This is a genomic window from Streptomyces gobitricini (assembly GCF_039532985.1).
Taxonomy (GTDB): domain Bacteria; phylum Actinomycetota; class Actinomycetes; order Streptomycetales; family Streptomycetaceae; genus Streptomyces; species Streptomyces gobitricini.
Genome location: NZ_BAAASR010000002.1, coordinates 383,804 through 406,343, shown reverse-complemented (window position 1 = coordinate 406,343; position 22,540 = coordinate 383,804). Strand labels below are relative to the sequence as shown.

The following is a 22,540-nucleotide window of genomic DNA, read 5'->3' as shown; positions in this document are numbered from 1 at the left end:
CCCGGCCCCGCCGACGACGAAGGGCGCCCCCGCCGTCATGGCGGGGGCGCCCTTCACCCGTACCGGTTACGGCTTGGCCAGATTCGGCGGCGGGGTCAGCGGGGTCGTCGCGACCGACTGGGGGGAGGTGGCGGAGGCGAAGGCGGACGGGGGCGCCATGGACGCCGTCGGGTCCGCGGGCGCGCCCTCGGGCGGGGTCGCCGGCAGGCCGCCCACGATGCGGATGCCGACCTCGTCGAAGGCCCGCTTGATGCGCCAGCGCAGCTCGCGCTCCACGCTCAGGGACTTGCCCGGCATCGTCTTGGCGGCGAGCCGGATCGTCATGGAGTCCAGCAGCACCTCGTTGAGGCCCAGGACCTCGACCGGCCCCCAGAGGCGCTCGTTCCAGGGCTCCTCCTTGGCGAGGCTCTCGCCCACCTCGGTGATCACCGCGCGGACCCGGTCCAGGTCCTCGGTCGGGCGGACCGTCACGTCGACGGTCGCCGTGGACCAGCCTTGGCTCAGGTTCCCGATCCGCTTGATCTCGCCGTTGCGGACGTACCAGATCTCACCGTTGTCGCCGCGCAGCTTCGTCACGCGCAGGCCCACCTCGATCACCTCGCCGGAGGCGACTCCCGCGTCGACCGAGTCGCCGACCCCGTACTGGTCCTCCAGGATCATGAAAACGCCGGAGAGGAAGTCCGTGACCAGGTTCCGGGCGCCGAAGCCGATGGCGACACCGGCGACACCGGCGGAGGCCAGCAGTGGCGCCAGGTTCACGTTGAACGCGCCGAGGACCATCAGGCCGGCGGTGCCCAGGATCAGGAAGGAGGCCACCGAGCGCAGCACCGAGCCGATCGCCTCGGAGCGCTGCCGGCGCCGCTCGGCGTTCACCAGGAGACCGCCCAGCGCGGAACCCTGGACCGCCTGGGCGCTGCGGTTCATGCGTTCTATCAGCTTGCTCAGGGCGCGGCGGACGAGGTGCCGCAGCACGACGGCGACCACCAGGATCAGCAGGATACGCAGCCCCGTGCTCAGCCAGGTGGACCAGTTCTGCTCCACCCAGCCGGCGGCCTCGCCGGCCTGCTTGGCGGCTTCGTCGAGCGACACCGGCGCGGGTGTGGGGTCGGCAGCCGGAACGGCGGACCAGAGCACGGCGGGAACCTCCAGGATGGACAAGCGGACCAATTACATTTAACGGCGCATCGAGGGTGGTTCGTTGCCATGTTCGAGGGAGAGCTGCGTCTCACCTGGGGATGATCAGGGTGTGGTCGAGAACACTTCGGGCCCGTTACCGGTACGTGGTGGCGCTTCGACCTGGCATGAGGAGAGACTGAGAGCAGATCGTCCCGGCGCGAGCCACGCGCCGCCGGCGTACAAGGAGGCATCCGTGCCGCACGTCCTGGTCCTCAACGCGTCGTACGAGCCCCTCGGCGTCGTACCGCTCCGCCGCGCGCTCGTCCTCGTCCTTGAGAACAAGGCCGTCTGCCTCGAGGAATCCGGCGCCTTCATGCACAGCGCGACCCGTGCCATCGCCGCCCCCAGTGTGGTCCGCCTGAAGCGGTTCGTACGGGTCCCCTACCGGGGGCCCGTTCCTCTGACCCGCAAGGCCCTCTTCGCCCGCGACGGCGGGCGCTGCATGTACTGCGGTGGTGTCGCAACCAGCGTCGACCACGTCGTGCCGCGCAGCCGCGGCGGACAGCACGCCTGGGAGAACGTCGTGGCGGCCTGCCGCCGCTGCAACCACGTCAAGGCCGACCGGCACCTGCGGGAACTGGGCTGGCGGCTCCACCAGCAACCCGCCCCGCCGACCGGCCTCGCCTGGCGCATCATCGGGACCGGACACAGGGACCCGCGCTGGCTGCCCTACCTGCAGCCGTACGGCGCGGACGACGCCATGGCCCGGATCGACGGCATCTCCGCCTGACGGTCCGGGCCTTCGTCGCACCCCACCCCCGGGGCGTCAGGGCCGGGTGGTGACCTCCTGGGGCGCCACGACCGCGTAGGCCTCCACCGTGAACAGCGAGTAGCCGTACTCGGTGGCCCGCGCGTCGCCCTGGACGCGGACGAAGCGGGTGCCCGGGGCGTCCATGCGGATCGCCTCGCGGCCCCCCTTCCCGTCCCGCACGGTCGCCGCCGTGCGCCAGACGCGGCCGTCGGCCGACACCTGGACGCGGTACTTCGCCGCGTGGGCGTCCTGCCAGTGCAGGACCACCTGGCCGAGCCGGGCGGGCCGCGGCAGTTCCAGTTGCCACCAGGCGCCGTCCTCGGCCGGGGAGGACCAGCGCGACTCCGGGTCGCCGTCGATCGCGGCCGAGGCGGGGAAGTCGGCGGTCTCGTCGCCCGACGAGGACGCCGTCGCCGTACGGGCCAGGTCGGGGCCGCCGGTCGCCGGGTAGGCCCGGACGGTCAGCGTGCGCTCCTGGCCCGCGAAGGAGAGCGGCACCCGGTAGTCCCCCGACGGGGTGTCCGCCGGGACGGTGATGTCGACCGGGACCGTGGCGGCCGTACCGCGCGGGACGGTGGTCTGCTTCGGGACGGTCACCTTCAGGCCCTTCGGGGCCCTCGCGGTGAGCGTGCCGCGTACCTCGCCGGGACGCTGGGCGGCGAGCACCGCGTTCACCCGGCGCGGGGCGCCCCCGATCACCGCGTCCGTCTCGGCGCGCGGGAGGTCCAGGCGGGCCTGCGGCTCGTCGGCGAACCACGGCACCAGGGCCCGCACACCGGGCGACCGCCCGGTCCAGGTGATCCGGACGGCGTCAGCGGTGAGGCCCCGCGCGGCCGCCTGCGTCCAGCCGTCGCCCGACAGGGCGCCCAGCGGACGCCACCCCTGACCGGGCACGTGCGCCTCGACCGAGCCGGTCGCGGGGCGCGCGTCGCCCGGCACCGTCATCGCGGTGACCGTGTCCAGGGGGCGGGGCCGGTCCAGGCGCACGGTGTACGCCCCGTTCTCCCGCGCCACGGTGCCCGCGTCGCGCGACGCGCCCGTCCACCGCGCCCCCTCCTTGACGGCCCGCGTCAGGAACGGGGCGAGTACCCCCTTGCCCACCGTCACCGGGCTCGCCGCCAGCTCCTTGCGGAGCGGCTCCAGCTCCAGGGACGCCCGCCAGGCACCCGCCCCGTCGCCCCGGGCCTGCGCCTGGAGCATGTCGACGGCCGCCTCGCCCGCGCGGCCGTACCGCGCCAGCTGCTCCAGCCAGGGCTGTACCTCGTCGTCCAGCAGACCGTCGGCCGCCCCGGTCAGCCGCTCGGGGGCCTGCCGCATCACGCCGAACGCCGCCCGCAGGTCGCGCGCCGCCCGGTCCCGGGCCGCCGCGTCGGCGGTCGTGCTCGCGCGGGTCCGCCAGAAGTCCGCCAGCAGCGGACGCAGGTACGCCGACTCGGTGGGGCTGAGTATCGAGGACGCGTCGTTGCCGGCCAGGGCGTGCAGTGCCTCCCGGGCCTTGGGGTCACCGCCCGCCAGGTCGTTCAGCGCGGCGTGCCAGGACTCCCCGGGGCGGTAGCCCTTCGGGTTCCAGGCGAAGTCGGCGGCGGTGAAGACGGGGATGCGGGACGCGGTCGCCTGCTCCATCGCGTTGGCCAGCAGCGCGGCGGAACCGGCGGCCACGGCGGGCTCGCGGCCCATGTACGGGCCGAGGAAGATGCGGTCCTGCGCGTAGTCGTTGACCGGGTAGTTGTCCATGGTGACCAGCGGGTGGTCGAACACGTCCCGCGCGCCCGCCAGTTCGCGGCCGGTGATCGTACGGGGCACGACGCCGACCCCCGTCCACGCCACCTGCACCCGGTCGTCCAGCTCCGCGGCGAGCGCCGTGCGGTACTCGGTGGCGCCGTCCTGGTAGTACTCGGTCGGCATCAGCGCCGGCGGCTGCGCGTCCGGGTACCGGTCGGCCAGGTGCCGCGCGAGTTCCGTCGCCACGCGCGCGTGGGCCCGCGCGGCCGAGGCGGGGCCGGAGCCGAAGGCGTCCGCGTCCCGGGAGCAGTGCCACTCGTCGTAGGAGGCGTCCTGGAACTGCACCTGGAAGGCGCGCACCCCGAGCGCGTACATCGCGTCGACCTTGCGCTTGAGCGCCGTCAGGTCGTCCTCCGAGGCCAGGCACATCGACTGGGCGGGGGCCACGGCCCAGGCCAGCGTCACGTGGTTGCGCCGCGCCCGGTCGGCCAGCTCCCGGAACTCCGCCCGCTGGGCGGCCGGATAGGGCTCACGCCACTGGGACTGGCGGTAGGGGTCGTCGCCGGGGGCGTAGAGGTACCGGTTCTGCTTGGTGCGGCCCATGAAGTCCAGCTGCGCCAGCCGCTGCCGGTGGCTCCAGGGGCGGCCGTAGAAACCTTCCGTCATGCCGCGTACGGCCGTTCCCGGCCAGTCGCGCACGACGACGCCGGGCACCGTCCGGTCGGAGGCTATGAGCTGACGCAGCGTCTGCACGGCGTGGAACAGACCGTCCCCGCCGACGCCGTCCACGGCGACCGTGTCGCGACCCTCGTACCGGCCGGTGGCGATGCGGTAACCGCCCGCCGGAAGGTCGCCCCGCTCGGGCGCCCGCAGGGCCCGCAGCGCGTGCCGCGCGCCGGTGCCGCCCAGCAGCACCACCGGCCCGCGTCCGCCCGGCCCGGTGTCGACGGTCCGCACGCCCGCGTCGCGCAGGGCGGCTTCCAGTGCCGCCACCGCGTACGGGTCGGCGTCCCCCTCCGTGAGGATCGTCACCTCGTCACCGAGGGGCACCGCGGTACCGGCCGCCCGGAGGGACTGCGGACGCGGCCACACCGGGGGCAGGGCGGTGCCGTCCCTCCCGGGGGAGGCCGTGGTGGGGGAGCCGGGGCCGCCGGGCGCGGCCAGCGCACCGGGGGCGCCGCCCAGGAGGCCGCCGATCACGGCGACGGCGACGGCCGTCGCGGTCCGCTTTCCGCGGCTGAAGCGCCCGAACTGCACGCGCGTCTCCCCTCGTCTTTCATTGTTCTGCGAGTAGCTTTGCCGGTGTCCGGAGCGATGGCTGAACCGGTCGGTTTCGAGCCCACCACCGACTCGCCGAAGGTGTCAATGTGCGTGGCCGTTGTGTCGTATTTGCCTACCGGGTCACGGGGGAGGGTCCAACGCCCCTCCCGGAAAGCCGATGTGACCGACACCACATTCCGCGGATGTGTGGCCGCCCGCTGGGTAGGGCTGGGGTGTCCCACCGTCACCTTCACAGGGAGGCCACCGTGGCCGCTTCCGCCCAGCTCCTGCTCTCCGCCCTCTCCAAACAGGTCCCGGGGCCCGCTTCCGCCGCCGACCTGCCGGTCACCGGCTACGGCCCCGGCTTCTGCCCCCTGACCGGGCTGCCCGCCGCCGGCACCCCGCTGACCAGCGAACCGCCGCTCGCCGACGCCGCCCCCCTGACCAGCGAACCCGCGCTGACCGACTTCACCCCCCTGACCAGCGAGCCGACCGCGCACCGCACGGCCGGCGGACCGGAGTCCCCAGGAGCCTGAATGACCCTTGCCCGGCTCGCCGCGCTGCACGGTGTCGCCACCGCGTACTCCCCGTCCGCGGGTGTCACCGTCCCGGTCCCCGACGCCACGGTGGTGGAGGTCCTCGCCGCCCTGGACGTCGACGCCGCCACGCCCGAGGCGCTGCGTGCCTCCCTGGCCGCCACCGAGGCGGCCAGGGACGCCCGGCTGCTCCCGCCCACGCTGGTCCTGTGGCGGGACGGGCCGGACGACGGGGCGCGGCCCCAGGGCCGCCCGCCCGAGCTGCCGCGCCCGCTGACGGCGCTCCCGCCGGGCACCGACGTACGGATCACCACCGAGAACGGCGACGAGATCTCCGGCACGCCCCGCTGGGAGCGGCTGCCGCTGGGCGTGCACCGGCTCGAGGCCCGGGCGCGCGGCGGGCGCACCGCGCACAGCACGCTCGTCGTCGCCCCCGGGCGGGTCCCGCAGCCCCCCGGGCGCGGGTACGGCGTGCTCGTCCAGCTGTACTCGCTGCTGTCCGGCCGGTCGTGGGGCATGGGCGACCTGGGCGACCTGCGCGAGCTGGCCGGCTGGGCGGGCCGGGACCTGGGAGCCGGGTTCGTACAGGTCAACCCCCTGCACGCGGCCGTGCCGGGGACGCCCACCGACCCGTCCCCGTACCGCCCCTCCTCGCGGCGCTTCCCCGACCCGGTCCACCTGCGGATCGAGGACGTCCCCGAGTACGCGTACGTACGCGGAGAGGACCGTGCCGAGCTCGACGCGCTCACCGGGCGCGCGGCGGAGCTGCGCGAAGGGGTGCTGCGCAAGGGCGAGCTGATCGACCGGGACGCGGTGTGGGTGCTCAAGCGGCAGGCCCTGGAGCTGGTGCGGCGCGTGCCGCTCGGCCCCGGCCGGCAGGCCGCCCTGCGGGAGTTCCGCGCCGCGCAGGGTCAGGCCCTGCTGGACCACGCCACCTGGTGCGCGTTCACCGAGCGGTACGGCGCTGACCGGCGGCAGTGGCCCGAGGGCCTGCGCGACCCGCGATCGGCCGCCACCGCGCGGGAGCGGGACGAGCTGGCCGACCGAGTCGACTTCCACTGCCGGCTCGCCTGGCTCACCGACGAGCAGCTCGGCGCCGCGGCGCGGGCCGCCCGGGAGGCGGGCATGCCCGTCGGGATCGTCCACGACCTCGCGGTCGGCGTGCACCCGGACGGCGCCGACGCGTGGGCGCAGGCGGACGCGTTCGCCGCCGGGATGTCGGTGGGCGCCCCGCCGGACGCGTTCAACGCCCACGGCCAGGACTGGGGCCTGCCGCCCTGGCGCCCCGACGCGTTGGCCGCCTCGGGGTACGCCCCCTACCGGGACCTGTTGCGCGGTCTGCTGCGGCACGCGGGCGCGCTGCGCATCGACCACGTCATGGGGCTGTTCCGGCTCTGGTGGGTGCCCGAGGGGCGACGGCCCACGGAGGGGACGTACGTCCGGTACGACGCCGACGCCATGCTCGCCGTCCTCACCCTGGAGGCCCACCGCGCGGGCGCCGTCGTGATCGGCGAGGACCTCGGCACGGTCGAACCGGGCGTACGGGAGTCCCTCCAGCGGCGCGGGGTCCTCGGGACGTCCGTGCTGTGGTTCGAGCGGGACTGGGAGGGCACGCGGCGACCGCTGCCGCCCGGGACGTGGCGGGCGGACTGCGTGGCCACCGCCACGACGCACGACCTGCCCTCCACCGCCGCCCGGCTCACCGGCGAGCACGTCGGGCTGCGCCACCGGCTCGGGCTGCTCGCCCGCCCCCTGGAGGAGGAGCGCGCCGAGGACGCCGAGGAGGTCGCCGAGTGGCTGGCCTACCTGCGTGAGCTGGGCCTGCTGGAGGAGGGCCCGCGTGACGAGGAGGCCGAGATCCGGGCCGTCTACCGTTTCCTGCGCCGTACCCCCGCCCGGATGACCGGGGTCTGGCTGCCGGACGCGGTGGGCGACCGCCGCCCGCAGAACCTGCCGGGCACCTGGGACCAGTACCCGAACTGGCGGCTGCCGGCGGCCGACGCGGAGGGCCGTCCCGTCACCCTGGAGGAGCTGGCCGTCTCACCCCGTCTGCACGCCCTGATGGAGGTTCTCCGGCCGTCGACGCCACCCCCGGGCGCGCGCGGTCTCTAGGCGTTCGCTACGTTTGCACCGTGGACAAGAAGAACGCCCTGCGCGCCGGCGCCGTCGCGGCCGGTACGACGCTGATGATGCTGCTCATGTCGTCCCCCGCGCTCGCGCTCACGCGTGACGACGGTGACGACCCGGGCCCCGGCCTGAGCGTGGCCGAGACCCTCGGCCTGTACGTCGCCGCCCCGATCGTGCTCTTCGCGGTGATCGCGGGCCTGGTGATGGTGCTGGACAAGTCCAAGAAGGTCTGATTTCCCGAGGGGCTCATCCGCCTCCGGGTGCCGTCCGCCTCCGGGAGCTGTCCGCCACGTGCGTGGACGGCCGCCGCGGGAGGTGGCCCCGCCCGGGTCGTGCGCTCGTCGCCGGACCCGCGCGTACCCGCTCCCGGCGCCCGCGCTCCTCAGGCTCACTCGCCGACCCCACCCGGGTGGTACTCCGTACCGCCCGGGTCGTCGGCGTTGCCGCCCGGCGGTAGGGGGCGCCGCCCGGTTGCAGGCGTTCGCGCCCCGGCTGTCGGTGCCCGCCCGGAGCCGGGGCGCGGCTATGGCGGGGTCACGCGCCGGTGGCCGTGAGCAGCTTGCGCAGCAGACCGCTCAGCTGCTCGGTCTCCCGGTCGTCCAGAGCGGCCTGGAGGGCCTCCCGCTGCACCGCGAGCCCGGCCACCACCGCCTCGTCCACCAGCTCGCGGCCGCGCTCGCTGAGCGTCACCCGCAGGCCGCGCCGGTCGTGCGGATCGGGGCTGCGGCTGAGCAGCCCGGCCCGCTCCAGCTTGTCGAGCCGCCCCGTCATGCCGCCCGTGGTCAGCATGAGCGTCGCGGACAGCTCACGGGGGGAGAGGGTGTAGGGCTCACCCGAGCGCCGCAGGGTCGCCAGGACGTCGAACTCGCCGCGTGAGACGCCCAGGGGCGCGTACGCCTTCTCCATGCGGGCGGCCATGGCGCTGCTCAGCCGGTAGATCCGCCCGAAGACCGCCATGGGCGTGGTGTCCAGATCGGGGCGTACGACCGCCCATTGGGCGGTGATCGCGTCGACGGGGTCCTGGGGCGTGGGTGTCGCGGAGGTCATGGCGGCAGTCTGCTGGTCGGTTTCCCTCGCTCGCAAGAAAGTTGCTTGTACGTAAGTAGCTTAGTGCTAAGCTACTTACTGCTGAGCTATTTGAGGGGGAAGCCATGTCCCGCAACGCCGCCGTCCTGGGTCTCACGGCTCTCGCGCCGATCTCCTGGGGGTCGACCTACGCGGTGACCACGGAGTTCCTCCCGCCCGACCGGCCGCTGTTCACCGGCATGGTGCGCGCCCTGGCCGCCGGGCCGGCGTTGCTGGCCCTCACTCGGACGCTGCCGCGAGGCGCCTGGTGGTGGAGGTCGGCGGTGCTCGGAGCGCTCAACATCGGCGTGTTCTTCCCGCTGTTGTTCCTGGCCGCCTACCGCCTGCCGGGCGGGCCGGCCGCCGTCGTCGGTTCGGTGGGGCCGCTCTTCGTCGTCGGTCTGGCCGCGCTCCTGCTGGGCGAGAGGCCGACGGTGCGGACCGTGCTCGCCGCCGTCGCCGCCGCCTTCGGTGTCAGCCTGGTCGTGCTGGAGGCGGGCGCGGCGTTCGACCCCCTGGGCGTGGGCGCCGGTCTCGCCTCCACGGCGTCCATGTCGGCGGGCACGGTGCTCACCAAGCGCTGGGGCAGGCCGGAGGGAGTGGGCCCCCTCACGATGACGGGCTGGCAGCTGAGCTTCGGCGGGCTGCTGATCACGCCGGTCGCCTTCCTGGTGGAGGGCGCGCCTCCGGCCCTCGACGGCCGGGGCGTCGCCGGCTACGCGTACCTCGCGCTCGCCAACACCGCCGTGTCCTACTGGCTCTGGCTGCGCGGTATCGAGCGGCTGCCCGCCACCTCCGTCACGCTCCTCGGGCCGCTGTCGCCGATCACCGCCGCCGTCATCGGCTGGGCGGCGCTCGGCCAGGCGCTGGGGCCGGTGCAGCTGGCCGGGATGGCCGTCGCCTTCGGGGCGACGCTCGCCGGACAGTGGACGCCCCGCAGAACGTTCAGTTCCACTGAAAGTATCGATAAAAAATCTTCGATAGACCTAACGGCTTCCGGCCTGCGACGGTAGGCCCCTGACCGAGATCCCCGCGCGCCGGGGAGAGAGGCAAGGGGCAACCGTGGCAGTCCTGAACCGCGTCCGTATCCGTGGGACCGAGCGTGCGAGAGGGGCGGCCGTCCGGATCTCCGGCCCGGGCCTCCTCCTCGCGGCCCTCGCGACGGTCGTCTGGTCGGGCAGTTTCGTGACCTCCCGGGCCCTCCACGACTCCGTGCCGCCCATCCAGGCCGCCTTCTGGCGCTGGATCGTCGCGATCCTCGCCGTCGCCCCCTTCGCCGCCCGCGAGGCCTGGCGGCAGCGCGGCCCGATCCGGCGCCACCTCGGCCTCGTCACCCTCGCGTCCCTGCTCGGAGTGACCCTCTACAACACCCTCGTCAACCAGGCCGGCCTCACCACCTCCGCGGGCACCATGGGCATGGTCATGGCCGCCTCCCCGGTCCTGATGGCGGTGTCCGAACGGCTCGCCGGCGGCCGCCTCGGCCCGCGCCGCGTGACCGGCATGCTGATCGCCTGCGCCGGCGTCCTGCTCCTGGCCGGCAGAGGCTCGCTCGTGCCCGACCCGGCCGCCGGTGACCTGTGGATCGTCGCGGCGGCGGTCTGTTTCGCCTCGTACAGCGCCCTGCTGAAGCGACGGCCGGCCGCACTCGGCGGACCGGCCTTCCTGTTCGCCACCTTCGTGCTCGGCGCGCTGATGCTGCTGCCCGCCTACGGGGTCAGCCTCGCCGTGCAGGGCGGGTTCGAGCCCACCGCCGGGACGGTCGGCCCGCTGGTGTACGTCGGGGTCTTCTCCTCCGCCGTCGCCTTCTTCGCCTGGAACAAGGCCGTCGCGCTGATCGGCGCGGCGCGCGCCGGAGCCGTGTACTACCTCCAGCCGGTGTGCGTCGCGCTGCTGTCCTGGGCGCTGCTCGGCGAGGAGATGGGGCCGCTGAAGTTCCTGTGCTTGGCGCTGATCCTGGGTGGCGTCGTCCTCGGGACGGGCCGCGACAGGTGAGCGGCCGGCCGCGGGTAGGTTGCCGGGCATGACCGAGTGGGACATCAAGAAGCTCCAGATCCTCCGCACCCTGCGCGACCGGGGGACGGTGACCGCGACCGCGGAGACGCTGCTGATGACCCCCTCCGCCGTCTCCCAGCAGCTCACCAACCTCTCCAAGCAGCTCGGCGTGAAGCTGCTGGAGGCACATGGCCGGCGCGTGCGGCTGACGGACGCGGCCCAGCTCGTGCTGCGCCACGCCGAGGCGGTGTTCGCCCAGCTGGAGCGGGCCGACGCCGAACTGACCGGCTACCTCCGGGGGGAGGCGGGGGAGGTGCGGGTGGGGGCGTTCTCCACCGCCGTCCCCGCGCTGGTCGTGCCGGCCGTGCTGCGGCTGCGCGCCGCGCACCCGGGCCTGGAGGTGCGGGTTCGGGAGGCGGAGGCCGCCGAGGCGTACGAGCTGCTGTCGGCCGGGCAGGTGGACCTGGCGCTGTCGCTGGCGGCGCACGCGCCGCCGGCCCGGGACGCCCGGTTCAGCCGCGTACCGCTGCTCGCAGACCCGTTGGACGTGGCCCTTCCGGCCGGCCACGCGCTGGCGGGGGCGCCGGGGCTGCGGCTGGCCGACCTGTCGGGCGAGCGGTGGATCTTCGGGGGGAGCGGGCCCTGGTCGGAGATCACCCGGGCGGCGTGTGAGGCGGCCGGGTTCGTGCCGGAGCAGGCGCACTCGGCCGCCGGATGGACGGCGATCCTGGCGATGGTGGAGGCCGGGATGGGCATCGCGCTGGTGCCGCGCATGGCGGCCGCCGAACGGGCGTCGGGGGTGGTGACGCGGGTCCTGGAGGCGGATCAGCCCCGTCGCCATGTCATCGCGGCGGTGCGCCGGGGCGCCGAATCCGCCCCGGCGGTGTCCCGGCTGCTGGCGGCGCTGCGGGAGGCGGCGACGCGGCGGTAGGGCGGCCCGCGTTGTCGGGACGCAACCACCTCGACGGAGAGCTGCCCCTTCCGCCTTTCAGTTCAACTTAACCGTCAGTGAAGAAACTTCCACTGGACCTGACCGGTACGGCGGCGGGAGAGTCGAGGCATGACCTTCGTAACCGGCCTCACCGCCCAGAACCAGGACCAGGACCAGGACCAGGACCAGGACCCGCACGCCAACGACGCCGCGCCGTACGGCGGCGGTGACCCGTACGCCGACTACCGCGCCGGTGACTTCCCCTTCGCCGAGCTGGTCGACCTGGCGGACCGCCGCCTCGGCGCCGGAGTCGTCGCCGCCAACGACGAGTTCTTCGCCGAGCGGGAGAACCTCCTTGTCCGCGAGCGGGCCGTGTTCGACCCCGAGCACTTCGGCCACAAGGGCAAGGTCATGGACGGCTGGGAGACCCGCCGCCGGCGGGGCACGGACGCCGGTGACCCCTTCCCGGCACCCGAGGACCACGACTGGGCGATCATCCGCCTCGGTGCCCCCGGCGTCATCCGCGGCATCGTGGTCGACACGGCCCACTTCCGCGGCAACTACCCGCGGCGCGTGTCCGTCCAGGCGGCCTCCGTCGCCGGAACGCCCAGCCCGGAGCGGCTGCTCTCCGACGACGTCCGGTGGGAGGAGCTCGTACCCCCCACGCCCGTGCGCGGCCACGCCGCCAACGGCTTCGAGATCGGCGTCGAGCGCCGCTTCACCCACCTGCGCCTGTGCCAGCACCCCGACGGGGGCGTCGCCCGGCTCCGCGTCCACGGCGAGGTCGTGCCCGACCCCGAGTGGCTGGGACTGCTCGGCACGGTCGACCTCGTCTCCGTACTCAACGGCGGCGCCTACGAGGACGCGTCGGACCGGTTCTACTCCTCGCCCACGCAGATCATCCTGCCGGGTACGTCCCACAAAATGGACGACGGCTGGGAGAACCGCCGCCGCCGTGTGCGCGGCACCAACGACTGGGTGCGCTTCCGGCTCGCCGCGCAGGGCGTCGTCCGGGCCGTCGAGATCGACACCGCGTACCTCAAGGGCAACTCCGCCGGCTGGATCGCCCTCCACGGCCGCGACGGCGGGCCCGAGGACGGCGCGGAGTGGTTCGAGATCATCCCGCGCACCAGGCTCCAGCCCGACACCCTCCACCGGTTCGCGCTGCCCGAGCCGGTCGTCGCCACCCACGTCCGGCTCGACGCCTTCCCCGACGGCGGCATCGCCCGGATGCGCCTGCACGGTTCGCCCACGGACGAGGGCGCGGCCGCCCTGCGGGCCCGCTGGACCGGCCTGACGGCCTGACGGCCTGACGGCCTGACGGCCTGACCGGCTCCGCCCGGCGGGTGGCCGCGCACCGGTCGCCCACCCGCCGGGCGGGTTTCACCGCGGTTCTCGACGGCGAGGGGCGCCCCACGGGGGAGGGCGCCCCTTCCCTCGGTCCCGGACGGTCAACTTCGCGCGGAATGTGGCCCTTTTGCGCGTGACTATGCTCAAACTCTTGGTGGCTGATGACTTTTTTCAGTGACTTCTGGGCAGGGTGGGGCGGCCGATGAACACCCCCACATGACCGCAGGACCGGAGAACCGATGGACAGCAACCTCGCCATTCAGCCGACGACTGATGGCAAGGCATTCGACCAGGCGCAAGTCCCGCTCTACTACAGCCGCAAGACCGCGGACATCCTCCACAAGTACGGACCGGGTCCCCGCGTCCACTTCCACGTGGGGCTGTTCGCCCCGGGCGCCGCTCCCAACACCACCGTCGCCCAGCGGGTCCTCAAGCGGCGCATAGTCGAGTCCCAGGAGGCGATCGTCGCGCACGCCGCCCGCAACTGGGGCGCGTACGCCACTCCGCCCGGCAGGCTCCTCGACATCGGTTGCGGGGTCGGCGGCGGCTCGCTCTACTGGGCACAGGAGCACGGCACCAAGGTCACCGGGCTCACCGTCACCGGCGAACACGTGCCGGTCATCGAGGACTTCGCCCGCCGGGCCGGCGTGTCCGGCCGGGTCAGTGCCGTCCTCGGCGACATCCACGACTTCCGTACCAAGCGCAGGTACGACGCCGCCTACGCCAACGAGAGCTCCGGCTACATGGACCGTGAGCGGCTCTTCCAGGTCGTCGCCAAGTCCCTCAAGCCGGGCGGCTGGTTCGGGATCCAGGAACACTTCATCCGCCGTCCCGAGTGGGCGGAGTTCATCGACGGCTACTACAAGACACGGCTCGGCACCCTCACCGAGTACATCACCGCCGCCGAGGCGGCCGGTTTCGAGCTCGAACAGGACGAGGACGTCACCGACGGGGTCGCCGAGTTCTGGGTCCAGTCCATGGCCTGGAACACGGCTGAGCTGGACCGTCTGGAGCGCGACGGGGGCCAGGCCGGCGCTCCGGGCAGGACCGCCTGGTCCCGCGAGCGGCTCCAGGAGTCGACCATCACCCACGGCAAGCTGTTCCGCATCTGGCGGGACCACGCCATGGAGACCCGGCTGCTGCTCTTCCGACTGGGCGGGGGCAGCTGACGATGCCACCCGCTTACGCCGAGGACGCGCACCCGTCCCGGATCGGCTGGCGCCTGCCGCCGTTCTACTCCCCGTTCGACGAGGGCCTCATCCACCCGAAGGCCGCCGAACTGGAGGAGCGGGCGATCGCCTGGATCGACGCGTTCGGTCTCTACCCGGACGCCACCGAACGCGCCTGGGGCCTGGCCACCCGCAGCGCCGACTTCACCAGCCGGATCATCCCCTACGGCGACGTGGAGCCGATGCTGTTGTTCACGCAGTGGAACTACTGGGGTTTCGCCATCGACGACTGGCAGGACTCCGGCACCACCACCACCCGGACGGCGGACATCGTCGACCACAGCGCACGGCTCGTCCGCGCGGTCGAGGCGCCCGGCTCGGCGACGCTGCCCCCCGGGCCGCACACCGCCGCGCTCGAAGACCTGGTCAGGCGTACCCGGGCGATGCTCACGCCGTTCCAGGCGCACCGCTTCACGGAAGGCGTCCGGGACTGGGTCCTGGGTGCCGCCTGGCAGTCGGCGAACGCCGAACGGGGCGTCATGCCCTCCCTCAACGATTTCGCCGCCATGCGTACGTCGGTCAACGGCACCCGTTTCACCCTCACCTGGTGCGAAGTGGCCAACGGCATCGACCTTCCGGCCGACGTGCTGTACTCCACACCCGTCCAGGCGCTCACCGACGCCGCCGGCTTCATCGTCTCCTGCGACAACGACCTGCTCTCGTACAACAAGGACGACCACCATGTGCCCTGGGAGCAGAACCTGATCAACGTCCTCGCCCGGCACCACGGTTGTACGCCCCGTGAGGCGCTCCCCCGGGCGAGTGCGTTCCGGGACGGGGTGGTGACGCTCTTCGTGCGGCTGCGTGACCAGGTCGCGCGGGACGCCGACGAGCCGTTGCGCCGGTACCTGCGCTCGCTGGAGCACTGGATCGCCGGCGATCTCGAGTACCACAACCGGGCGCCCCGTTACGCCAGCCCGCGCAACCGCAACGAGCTGCCGGTCGAGGGCGCCTCGTACGACATCACCCTGACCGGGGTGCCCGGCGACCCGAGCGCCGAGCCGCCGCCCCTCCCGGCCATCGCCTGGTGGTGGCGGCAGCTCGACCGCTGACGGACGCCCCGCTCAGCGGCGTCCCAGCAGGCGACGCCACCACGGCGCCCGGCTCGGAGCGCCGCCCTCCACGGGGTCGGGACGAGCCGGCGCGGTGACCGCCTCCGGCAGGGGCCGCGAGACGGCCGCGGGGGCGGCCGTGGTGCCCGTCGCCCCGCGCGGGGTGAACGTCACCGGCAGCGACGTCAGACGCCGGGACATCAGGGACGAGTTCCAGCGCAGGTCCGTCTCCAGGACCGCCAGTTCCAGGTCCGGCAGCCGGGACAGCAGGACGTCGATGCCGGTGTCCGCGATGGCCCGGCCGATGTCCTGGCCGGGGCACTCGTGCGGGCCGCTGCTGAAGGCCAGGTGGGACCGGTTGCCATGGAGCGGAAGAGTCAGGTCCGGCCGGATCCCCGGATCGACGTTGCCCGCGGCCAGACCCAGCAGCAGCATGTCCCCGGCCCTGATCCGCTGCCCGGCCAGTTCGGTGTCGCCGGTGGCCCAGCGCCCCAGGACCGTCATGAGGGGAGGCTCGTCCCACAGCACCTGCTCCAGCGCGTCGGGCAGCGTCATATGGCCGCCGGAGAGGTTCGCGCGGAAACGGCGGTCCGTGAGCACGATCCGCAGCGTGTTCGCTATCAGGTTGGCGGTCGTCTCGAAGGCCGCGATCAGCACCAGCCGCAGATGCTCGACGATCTCCTCGTCGCTCAGCGCCGTGGAGTGCTCCAGCAGCCAGGACGTGAAATCGTGGCCGGGCACCGACTTCTTGCGCGAGACGAGCTCCCGCAGGGCCACCGTCACGTACTCGTTGCTGGAGACGGCCGTCGCCGTGCCCTGGATCATGTCGCGGGCCGCCTCGACGAGCCGCGGTCCGTAGGAGTCGGGCGCCCCGACCAGCTGGGTCATCACCAGCATCGGCAGGGGCTCCGCGAAGTCCGCGACCAGGTCCGCGCGGCCCGTCTCGGCGAAGCGGCCGATCAGCTGCTCGGCGAAGCGCTTCACATAGCGGCGCACCCCGCGCCGGTCGAAGCGCTCCAGGGACTCCGTCACGGCCCGGCGCAGCCGCTGGTGCTCCTGCCCGTCGACGAAGTGGCACACCGGTTGCCAGGCCGTCATCGGCGTCAGGGGGTGGTCGGCCGGGACGTTCCCCTGCCGCATGTCGCGCCAGTGGCGCGGGTCGCGCGAGAACCGCGACGGCGTACGGGCCACGTCCAGGTTCTCCCGGTGGCCCAGCACCAGCCAGGCCGGCAGGTCGCCGTGCACCAGGACGGGGGCGACGGTGCCGTGTTCGGCGCGCAGCTTCTCGTACAGGCCCATGGGGTCGGCCTCGGCCTCGGGGCCGTACAGCCGGTGCGCGGGGCAGCCCGGTGGGGGGCCCGGCCGGGTCGGGGGAGTGGGCGGGGTGGTCACGAGGCGGCCTCCGGGGTCACGGCGAGGGAGTGCAGGTAGCGCATCAGCGTCATCAGGACGTCACGGCTGGAGTCGCGCCGCCGGGCGTCGCACACGACGATCGGCACGGACGCGGGCAGGTCGAGGGCGCCCCGCAGCTCCTCCAGGGGGTGCTCGGGCGCTCCGGGGAAGGAGTTGACGGCGACGACGAACGGCACGCCGCGCTCCTCCAGCCTGCCGATCACGTCGAAGCTGACCTCGAGCCGCCGGGTGTCCACCAGGACCACCGCGCCCAGCGCGCCCTCGAACAGCCCGCGCCACAGGAACCAGAAGCGTTCCTGACCGGGCGTGCCGAAGAGGTACAGCACCAGTTCCTCGTTGATGCTGATCCGGCCGAAGTCCATGGCCACGGTGGTGGAGCTCTTGCGCTCCACGCCCGCCGTGTCGTCGACGCCGACCCCGGCCTGGGTCATCGTCTCCTCGGTGGTCAGCGGCCGGATCTCGCTCACCGAGCCGACCAGGGTCGTCTTGCCCACCCCGAAGCCGCCGACGATCACCACCTTCACCGCGGCGGTGGCCGTCTCCGGCAGGGTGTCCGCGCGGGACGGCCCGGCGGGTGGCTCAGAGCTTCTGAAGTCCATCGATCACTGCCTCAATCAGTGCCAGGTCGGGGAGTTGGGCGCGGGCGACGGGCGCGCGTGCCAGCACGTCCCCGCCGGCGAGCAGGTCGCCCACCAGGACGGTCACCACGCTCATCGGCAGGGAGAGGTACGCGGAGATCTCGGCCACCGACAGCGGAGCCTGGCACATCCGCATGATCGCCGCCTGCTCCGGCTGCATACCGGGCCGGGGCGCCGACCTGGCCACGATCAGCGTGACCAGGTCGAGGGGGGCGGACCCTAACGAACCGCTGCGGCCACCGGTGATCACGTAGAGCCGCTCGGGACTGCCGTCCTCCCAGTCGTGGCTCTCACCGCGCCGGTGGTCCGGGTCGCTCACGCGGGCTGCCCGTCGCGGCGGGGCGGGCTGCTGAGGTGTTCTCCGATCCGTGCCACCAGGTCGCGCATCCGCTGGCCCATCAGACCGGCGTCGACGCCCTCGTCGGCCAGCACGGCGAGGTAGGCCCCGGCACCGGCCGCCATCAGGTAGAAGAAGCCGCCGTCCATCTCGATCACGACGAGGCGCATCCGGCCCTCGCTGTGCGGGAGTTCGGCGGCGACCGCGCCGGCGAGGCTCTGCAGACCGGCGCAGGCGGCGGCCAGCCGGTCGGCCGTGTCGGTCGCCGCGCCGTACTGGGCGATGCGCAGGCCGTCGGCGGAGAGCACGATGACATGGCGGGTCTGCGGAACGCTCTCGGCCAGATCCTTGAGCATCCAGTCCATGTCGGGCCGCTGCTGACTCATGGCTGTTCCCCCTCGTTCGCCGAGGCCGGCGAGGCCTCGCTGTTCTGGTCTGCGCCGGTCCGGCTCTCCCCGGACAGGCCGCTCTGGAAGGCGGCCAGCCACATGCCGGGCTGCACCTGGGGTGCGGGCTCCGGTTCGGTGGTGGCCGTGGCGGCTGCGGTCCGGGTGGTCATGGTGGTGTTCGCGCTCTCCGGGGCCCCGTCGGAGGCGGCGGGCGCCGCCGGTGCGGTGGCGCGGGACTTGCGGCGGCGCTGCGGCAGGCCGCTGGGCGTCCGCTCGGTCACGGCGGGCACGTCGGCGCCGGACGGGCCGGTGGCCGCGCGGGACGGGCCGGAGGCGCCGGTGGCCGTGCGGGAGGGGCCGGAGGGGCCGGACGGCGTTCCGGCCGTACTCCGGGAGGCCGGGGCCAGCGCTCCGCGGGGCCCGGAGGAGGTACCGATGCCGTGGGCGATGCCCGTCGCGGCCGAGGTGGTGGTGATCAGGTCCTGCGGAACGACGAGGACGGCCCGGACACCGCCGTACGCGGAGGACCGCAGCGAGACCTGGAAGTCGTACGCCTGCGACAGCCGGCCCACCACGGCGAGGCCCAGACGCGGCGTCTCACCGAGGTCGTTGAGGTCGATGCCCTGCTGGGCCTGGCGGAGCATGCGCTCGGCCCGGTTGCGGGCCTCCTCGCTCATGCTGACGCCACCGTCCTCGATCTCGATGGCGATGCCGGCGTTCACGTCCACCGCGGTCAGGTGCACCCTGGTCTGCGGCGGCGAGTAGCGGGTGGCGTTGTCCAGCAGCTCGGCCAGCGCGTGGATGAGGGGTTCGACGGCGGGGCCGACGACGGCCACCTCGGAGACCGAGTGGAGTTCCACGCGCTGGTAGTCGATGATCCGGGACATCGCGCCGCGCAGCACGCTGTAGAGCGGCACGGCCCTGTTCCACTGGCGGCCCGGCCGCGCGCCGCCGAGTACGGCGATGGAGTCGGCGAGGCGGCCGATGAGCGCGGTGCCGTGGTCGAGCCGCAGCAGGTCACCGAAGACGGCGGGGCTCTGGCCGTGCCGGTCCTCCATGTCACGGAGTTCCTGCGCCTGTTGGTGCACGATGGCCTGGACGCGGCGGGCGATGTTCACGAAGGCCCGCTGCGCCGACTCGCGCAGGTCCTCCTCGGCGACCACGGCGTCCAGCACGGAGCGCAGCACCGCCCGGTGGGCCGCCCGGAACTCCGGGGTGAGCCCGGACCCGTGGGCGCCCGGGGCCTCCAGTGAGGCGAGGACGTCCTCGGGGAACTCGCCCTCCCGCAGCCGCCGCACCACGTCCGGCAGCAGCGTGTCGGCGAGCCGCACCGTCTCGGCCTCCTGGCGCGCGAGGGCCGCCCGCTGCTCGGCCACCGCGTCCCGCAGGCGCGCCAGCTCCCGGCCGCGCCGGGCCGCCGTACCGCAGGCGAGCGCGACCGCGACGAAGGCGGCGGCCCCGAGCCAGGCGACCGGGGTGCGGGCCGGTGCGGGGGTCAGGGCCACGGCGACGGCGGTGCCCGCTGCGATCACGATGGCGGGCAACGCCCATATGACGGGTGAGGCGGGCCCTGGACTACCGGGCGACGATCCCTCTCGAACCATCAGAACCCTCAAACGATCGAAAGCGAAAGATCAAAGGACACAACGGCCCGGAAGCTTATCGGTTGTTGAGCATGACTCTTGACATCGGGTCAGCATGCGGACCGCCCCCACGACAGCCCCTGGCGCAAAGACGCCCCGGACCCGGTCGACCCGGGTCCGGGGCGTCACCCTCGTCCGTGGCTACGCGTCGGCCGCCTGCGCCTTGAGCGCGCGCTCGACACCCGCCCGCGACTCCGACACCAGCCGCCGCAGCGCCGCGTTGGGCTCGGCGCTCGCCAGCCAGGCGTCCGTGGCGTCCAGCGTCTCCCGGGACACCTGGAGCACCGGGTAGAGCCCGACCGCGACCTGCTGGGCCATCTCGTGCGAGCGGGTCTCCCACACGTCCTTGACCACCGAGAAGAACTTCTCCGTGTACGGGGCCAGCAGTTCACGCTGGTCGGTCTGGACGAAGCCGCCGATCACCGCCTCCTGCACGGCGTTGGGGAGCTTGTCCGAATCCACCACCGACGCCCACGCCTCGGCCTTGGCCTCCTCGGTCGGCCGGGCCGCCCGCGCGGTCGCCGCGTGCCGCTCGCCCGCCGCCGTCCGGTCCCGCTCGTACTCGGCGGCGATCTCCGTCTCGTCGTACACCCCCGTGGCCGCCAGCCGCTCCACGAACGCCCAGCGCAGCTCGGTGTCGACGACCAGGCCCTCGATCGTCTCCGTGCCCTCCAGCAGGCCCGTCAGCAGGTCCAGCTGCTGCGGCGTACGGGCGGTCGCCGCGAACGCCCGTGCCCACGCCAGCTGGTGGTCGCTGCCCGGCTCCGCGGTGCGCAGGTGGGCGAGCGTGGCCTCGGTCCAGCGCGCCAGGGCCGCCTCGCGCCGCTCGGGCGCCGCGTACAGGTCCAGCGCCAGCTTCACCTGCCGGTGCAGCGACTGCACCACACCGATGTCCGACTCCTTCGCGATGCCGGAGAGCACCAGCTCCAGGTACGCGCGCGTGGCCAGCTCGCCGTCCCTCGTCATGTCCCAGGCCGATGCCCAGCACAGGGCGCGCGGCAACGACTCGGTGAAGTCGCCCAGGTGCTCGGTGACGCACTCCAGCGACACCTCGTCCAGGCGGACCTTGGCGTACGACAGGTCGTCGTCGTTGAGCAGCACCACCGCCGGACGCCGCTTGCCCACGAGCTGGGGCACCTCCGTCCGCTCGGTCGCGGTGACGTCCAGCTCCAGGCGGTCCGTACGGACCAGCTTGCCGCCCTCCAGCTCGTACAGGCCGATCGCGATCCGGTGCGGCCGCAGCACCGGCTCGCCCTTCGCGCCGGCCGGCAGCGCCGGGGCCTCCTGCCGGACCGCGAAGGAGGTGACGACCCCGTCGCCGTCGACCTCGATCTCCGGGCGGAGGATGTTGATACCGGCCGTTTCCAGCCACGCCTTCGACCAGGTCCGCAAGTCGCGCCCGGAGGTCTCCTCCAGCGCGCCCAGCAGGTCCGACAGGCGCGTGTTGCCGAACGCGTGCCGCTTGAAGTACTGCTGTACGCCCCGGAAGAACGCGTCCTCGCCGACGTACGCCACCAGCTGCTTCAGCACGGAGGCGCCCTTGGCGTACGTGATGCCGTCGAAGTTGACCAGGACGTCGTCCAGGTCGTTGATCTCGGCCATGATCGGGTGCGTGGACGGCAGCTGGTCCTGCCGGTACGCCCAGGTCTTCATCGAGTTGGCGAACGTCGTCCACGAGTGCGGCCAGCGCGAGCCCGGAGCCGCGGCCTGGCAGGCGATCGAGGTGTACGTGGCGAACGACTCGTTCAGCCACAGGTCGTTCCACCACTCCATGGTGACCAGGTCGCCGAACCACATGTGCGCCAGCTCGTGAAGGATGGTCTCCGCGCGCACCTCGTACGCCGCGTCCGTGACCTTGGAGCGGAAGACGTACTGGTCACGGATGGTCACCGCGCCCGCGTTCTCCATCGCGCCCGCGTTGAACTCCGGCACGAAGAGCTGGTCGTACTTGGCGAAGGGATACGCGTAGTCGAACTTCTCCTGGAACCAGTCGAAGCCCTGCCGCGTCACCTCGAAGATCGCGTCCGCGTCCAGGAACTCGGCGAGCGACGGACGGCAGTAGATGCCCAGCGGCACGACCTGCCCGTCCTTCTCGTACGTGCTGTGCACCGCGTGGTACGGGCCGACGATCAGCGCCGTGATGTACGTCGAGATGCGCGGCGTCGGCTCGAATACCCAGAGGCCGTCCTCGGGCTCCGGGGTCGGGCTGTTGGAGATCACGGTCCAGCCCGCCGGCGCCTTCACGGTGAACTGGAACGTGGCCTTCAGGTCGGGCTGCTCGAAGCTCGCGAACACCCGCCGCGCGTCGGGCACCTCGAACTGGGTGTAGAGGTAGGCCTGGTCGTCGACCGGGTCGACGAACTTGTGCAGACCCTCCCCGGTGTTGGTGTACGCGCAGTCCGCGACGACCGTCAGTTCGTTGCGGCCCTGCTTCAGGTGCTTCAGCTTGATACGAGAGTCCCGGAACACGGCCGCGACGTCCAGCGCGTGGCCGTTCAGCGTGGCCTTGTGGACGGCCGGGGCCACCAGGTCGATGAACGTCTCCGCCCCTTCTTCGGCGGAGTCGAAGCGCACGGTGGTCACGGACCGGTAGGTCGCGTCCTCCTGCGCGCCACGGAGATCGAGGTCGATCTCGTACGAGTCCACGGTCAGCAGCTCCGCCCGCCGCTGGGCCTCTTCACGGGTCAGGTTCGTGCCAGGCACCCGGTCATCTCCTCGTTGTGTGACGTTTGCGGTCATCCTTCCACGGCGGGCTCGGAACACGATGACCTATTACCACCGGCAGGGTGTGCCCCGTTTCGCGTATGGCCCGGGTCTCCGTCCCCGGCGGCGAGCGCGACGGCTTCACGAGCCCGGGCCGTCCGGCGACCGGGGAGGACGACGACGGGGACGAGGGGAAAGACGACGGGGACGAAGGGATGACGAAGGG

Annotated in this window: 19 protein-coding genes; 10 read left to right on the top strand and 9 right to left on the bottom strand. The window is 73.3% G+C overall.

All coding sequences use genetic code 11. The features are described from left to right. Positions 1–66 precede the first annotated feature (66 nt). A complete protein-coding gene (locus ABD347_RS02740) occupies positions 67–1,149 on the bottom strand; it encodes a mechanosensitive ion channel family protein (protein ID WP_425575568.1) in 1,083 nt (360 codons plus the stop codon). 220 nt (positions 1,150–1,369) lie between these two features. On the opposite strand from ABD347_RS02740, the gene ABD347_RS02735 reads away from it, so the two are divergent. After that, on the top strand, positions 1,370–1,906 hold the full coding sequence (locus tag ABD347_RS02735) for an HNH endonuclease (RefSeq protein ID WP_344355896.1): 537 nt from the start codon (positions 1,370–1,372) through the stop codon (positions 1,904–1,906). A 36-nt stretch (positions 1,907–1,942) separates the two neighbouring features. On the opposite strand, the gene ABD347_RS02730 is transcribed toward ABD347_RS02735, so the two are convergent. After that, positions 1,943–4,906 (bottom strand): beta-N-acetylglucosaminidase domain-containing protein, encoded by a 2,964-nt coding sequence (locus ABD347_RS02730; protein WP_344355894.1) that lies wholly within the window; start codon positions 4,904–4,906, stop codon positions 1,943–1,945. 269 nt (positions 4,907–5,175) lie between these two features. Between ABD347_RS02730 and ABD347_RS02725 the strand changes: the two genes are divergently transcribed. The 3 genes from ABD347_RS02725 to ABD347_RS02715 are packed head-to-tail and all read left to right on the top strand — an operon-like array spanning position 5,176 to position 7,805. Continuing rightward, the gene (locus tag ABD347_RS02725; RefSeq protein ID WP_344355892.1) at positions 5,176–5,445 is read left to right on the top strand and encodes a hypothetical protein; all 270 of its coding nucleotides are present in this window, start codon (positions 5,176–5,178) and stop codon (positions 5,443–5,445) included. Then, positions 5,446–7,557: a 4-alpha-glucanotransferase gene (gene malQ, locus ABD347_RS02720; protein WP_344355890.1), complete on the top strand. Its 2,112-nt coding sequence runs from the start codon at positions 5,446–5,448 to the stop codon at positions 7,555–7,557. 20 nt (positions 7,558–7,577) lie between these two features. Then, positions 7,578–7,805 (top strand): hypothetical protein, encoded by a 228-nt coding sequence (locus ABD347_RS02715; protein WP_073751121.1) that lies wholly within the window; start codon positions 7,578–7,580, stop codon positions 7,803–7,805. Between the two features lie 301 nt (positions 7,806–8,106). Here ABD347_RS02715 and ABD347_RS02710 read toward each other — a convergent pair whose 3' ends face one another. Further along, on the bottom strand, positions 8,107–8,619 hold the full coding sequence (locus ABD347_RS02710) for a MarR family winged helix-turn-helix transcriptional regulator (RefSeq protein WP_344355888.1): 513 nt from the start codon (positions 8,617–8,619) through the stop codon (positions 8,107–8,109). Positions 8,620–8,723: 104 nt separating this feature from the next. On the opposite strand from ABD347_RS02710, the gene ABD347_RS02705 reads away from it, so the two are divergent. The 6 genes from ABD347_RS02705 (at position 8,724) to ABD347_RS02680 (ending at position 15,191) form a co-directional block, all read left to right on the top strand. Continuing rightward, positions 8,724–9,650, top strand: a complete 927-nt coding sequence (locus ABD347_RS02705; protein WP_344355886.1) for an EamA family transporter — start codon at positions 8,724–8,726, stop codon at positions 9,648–9,650. Between the two features lie 73 nt (positions 9,651–9,723). Continuing rightward, entirely contained in the window at positions 9,724–10,629 is a 906-nt protein-coding gene (locus ABD347_RS02700; RefSeq protein ID WP_344356353.1) for a DMT family transporter, read from the top strand. Between the two features lie 28 nt (positions 10,630–10,657). Continuing rightward, positions 10,658–11,560, top strand: coding sequence for a LysR family transcriptional regulator (locus tag ABD347_RS02695; RefSeq protein WP_344355885.1), 903 nt, complete (start codon positions 10,658–10,660; stop codon positions 11,558–11,560). A 129-nt stretch (positions 11,561–11,689) separates the two neighbouring features. Further along, the gene (gene alc, locus ABD347_RS02690) at positions 11,690–12,865 is read left to right on the top strand and encodes an allantoicase (protein WP_344355883.1); all 1,176 of its coding nucleotides are present in this window, start codon (positions 11,690–11,692) and stop codon (positions 12,863–12,865) included. A gap of 284 nt (positions 12,866–13,149) precedes the next feature. Continuing rightward, positions 13,150–14,079, top strand: coding sequence for a methyltransferase domain-containing protein (locus ABD347_RS02685; protein ID WP_344355881.1), 930 nt, complete (start codon positions 13,150–13,152; stop codon positions 14,077–14,079). A 2-nt stretch (positions 14,080–14,081) separates the two neighbouring features. Further along, the gene (locus ABD347_RS02680; RefSeq protein WP_344355880.1) at positions 14,082–15,191 is read left to right on the top strand and encodes a terpene synthase family protein; all 1,110 of its coding nucleotides are present in this window, start codon (positions 14,082–14,084) and stop codon (positions 15,189–15,191) included. Positions 15,192–15,203: 12 nt separating this feature from the next. On the opposite strand, the gene ABD347_RS02675 is transcribed toward ABD347_RS02680, so the two are convergent. From ABD347_RS02675 to pepN, 6 genes are all read right to left on the bottom strand, one after another. Then, positions 15,204–16,583 (bottom strand): cytochrome P450, encoded by a 1,380-nt coding sequence (locus ABD347_RS02675; RefSeq protein ID WP_344355878.1) that lies wholly within the window; start codon positions 16,581–16,583, stop codon positions 15,204–15,206. Continuing rightward, positions 16,580–17,203, bottom strand: a complete 624-nt coding sequence (locus ABD347_RS02670) for a GTP-binding protein (RefSeq protein WP_344355876.1) — start codon at positions 17,201–17,203, stop codon at positions 16,580–16,582. The genes ABD347_RS02675 and ABD347_RS02670 overlap by 4 nt, the downstream gene beginning before the upstream one ends. After that, on the bottom strand, positions 17,184–17,561 hold the full coding sequence (locus ABD347_RS02665; protein ID WP_344355874.1) for a DUF742 domain-containing protein: 378 nt from the start codon (positions 17,559–17,561) through the stop codon (positions 17,184–17,186). Before ABD347_RS02665 ends, ABD347_RS02670 begins: the two co-directional genes overlap by 20 nt. Further along, positions 17,558–17,965 carry a roadblock/LC7 domain-containing protein gene (locus ABD347_RS02660; protein WP_344355873.1) on the bottom strand — a complete coding sequence of 136 codons (408 nt, stop codon included), beginning with the start codon at positions 17,963–17,965 and terminating at the stop codon, positions 17,558–17,560. The genes ABD347_RS02665 and ABD347_RS02660 overlap by 4 nt, the downstream gene beginning before the upstream one ends. Then, positions 17,962–19,572 (bottom strand): ATP-binding protein, encoded by a 1,611-nt coding sequence (locus ABD347_RS02655; protein WP_344355872.1) that lies wholly within the window; start codon positions 19,570–19,572, stop codon positions 17,962–17,964. Before ABD347_RS02655 ends, ABD347_RS02660 begins: the two co-directional genes overlap by 4 nt. 180 nt (positions 19,573–19,752) lie before the next feature. Continuing rightward, complete coding sequence (gene pepN / locus ABD347_RS02650; protein ID WP_344355871.1) at positions 19,753–22,314, bottom strand: aminopeptidase N; 2,562 nt, start codon at positions 22,312–22,314, stop codon at positions 19,753–19,755. Positions 22,315–22,540 lie beyond the last annotated feature (226 nt).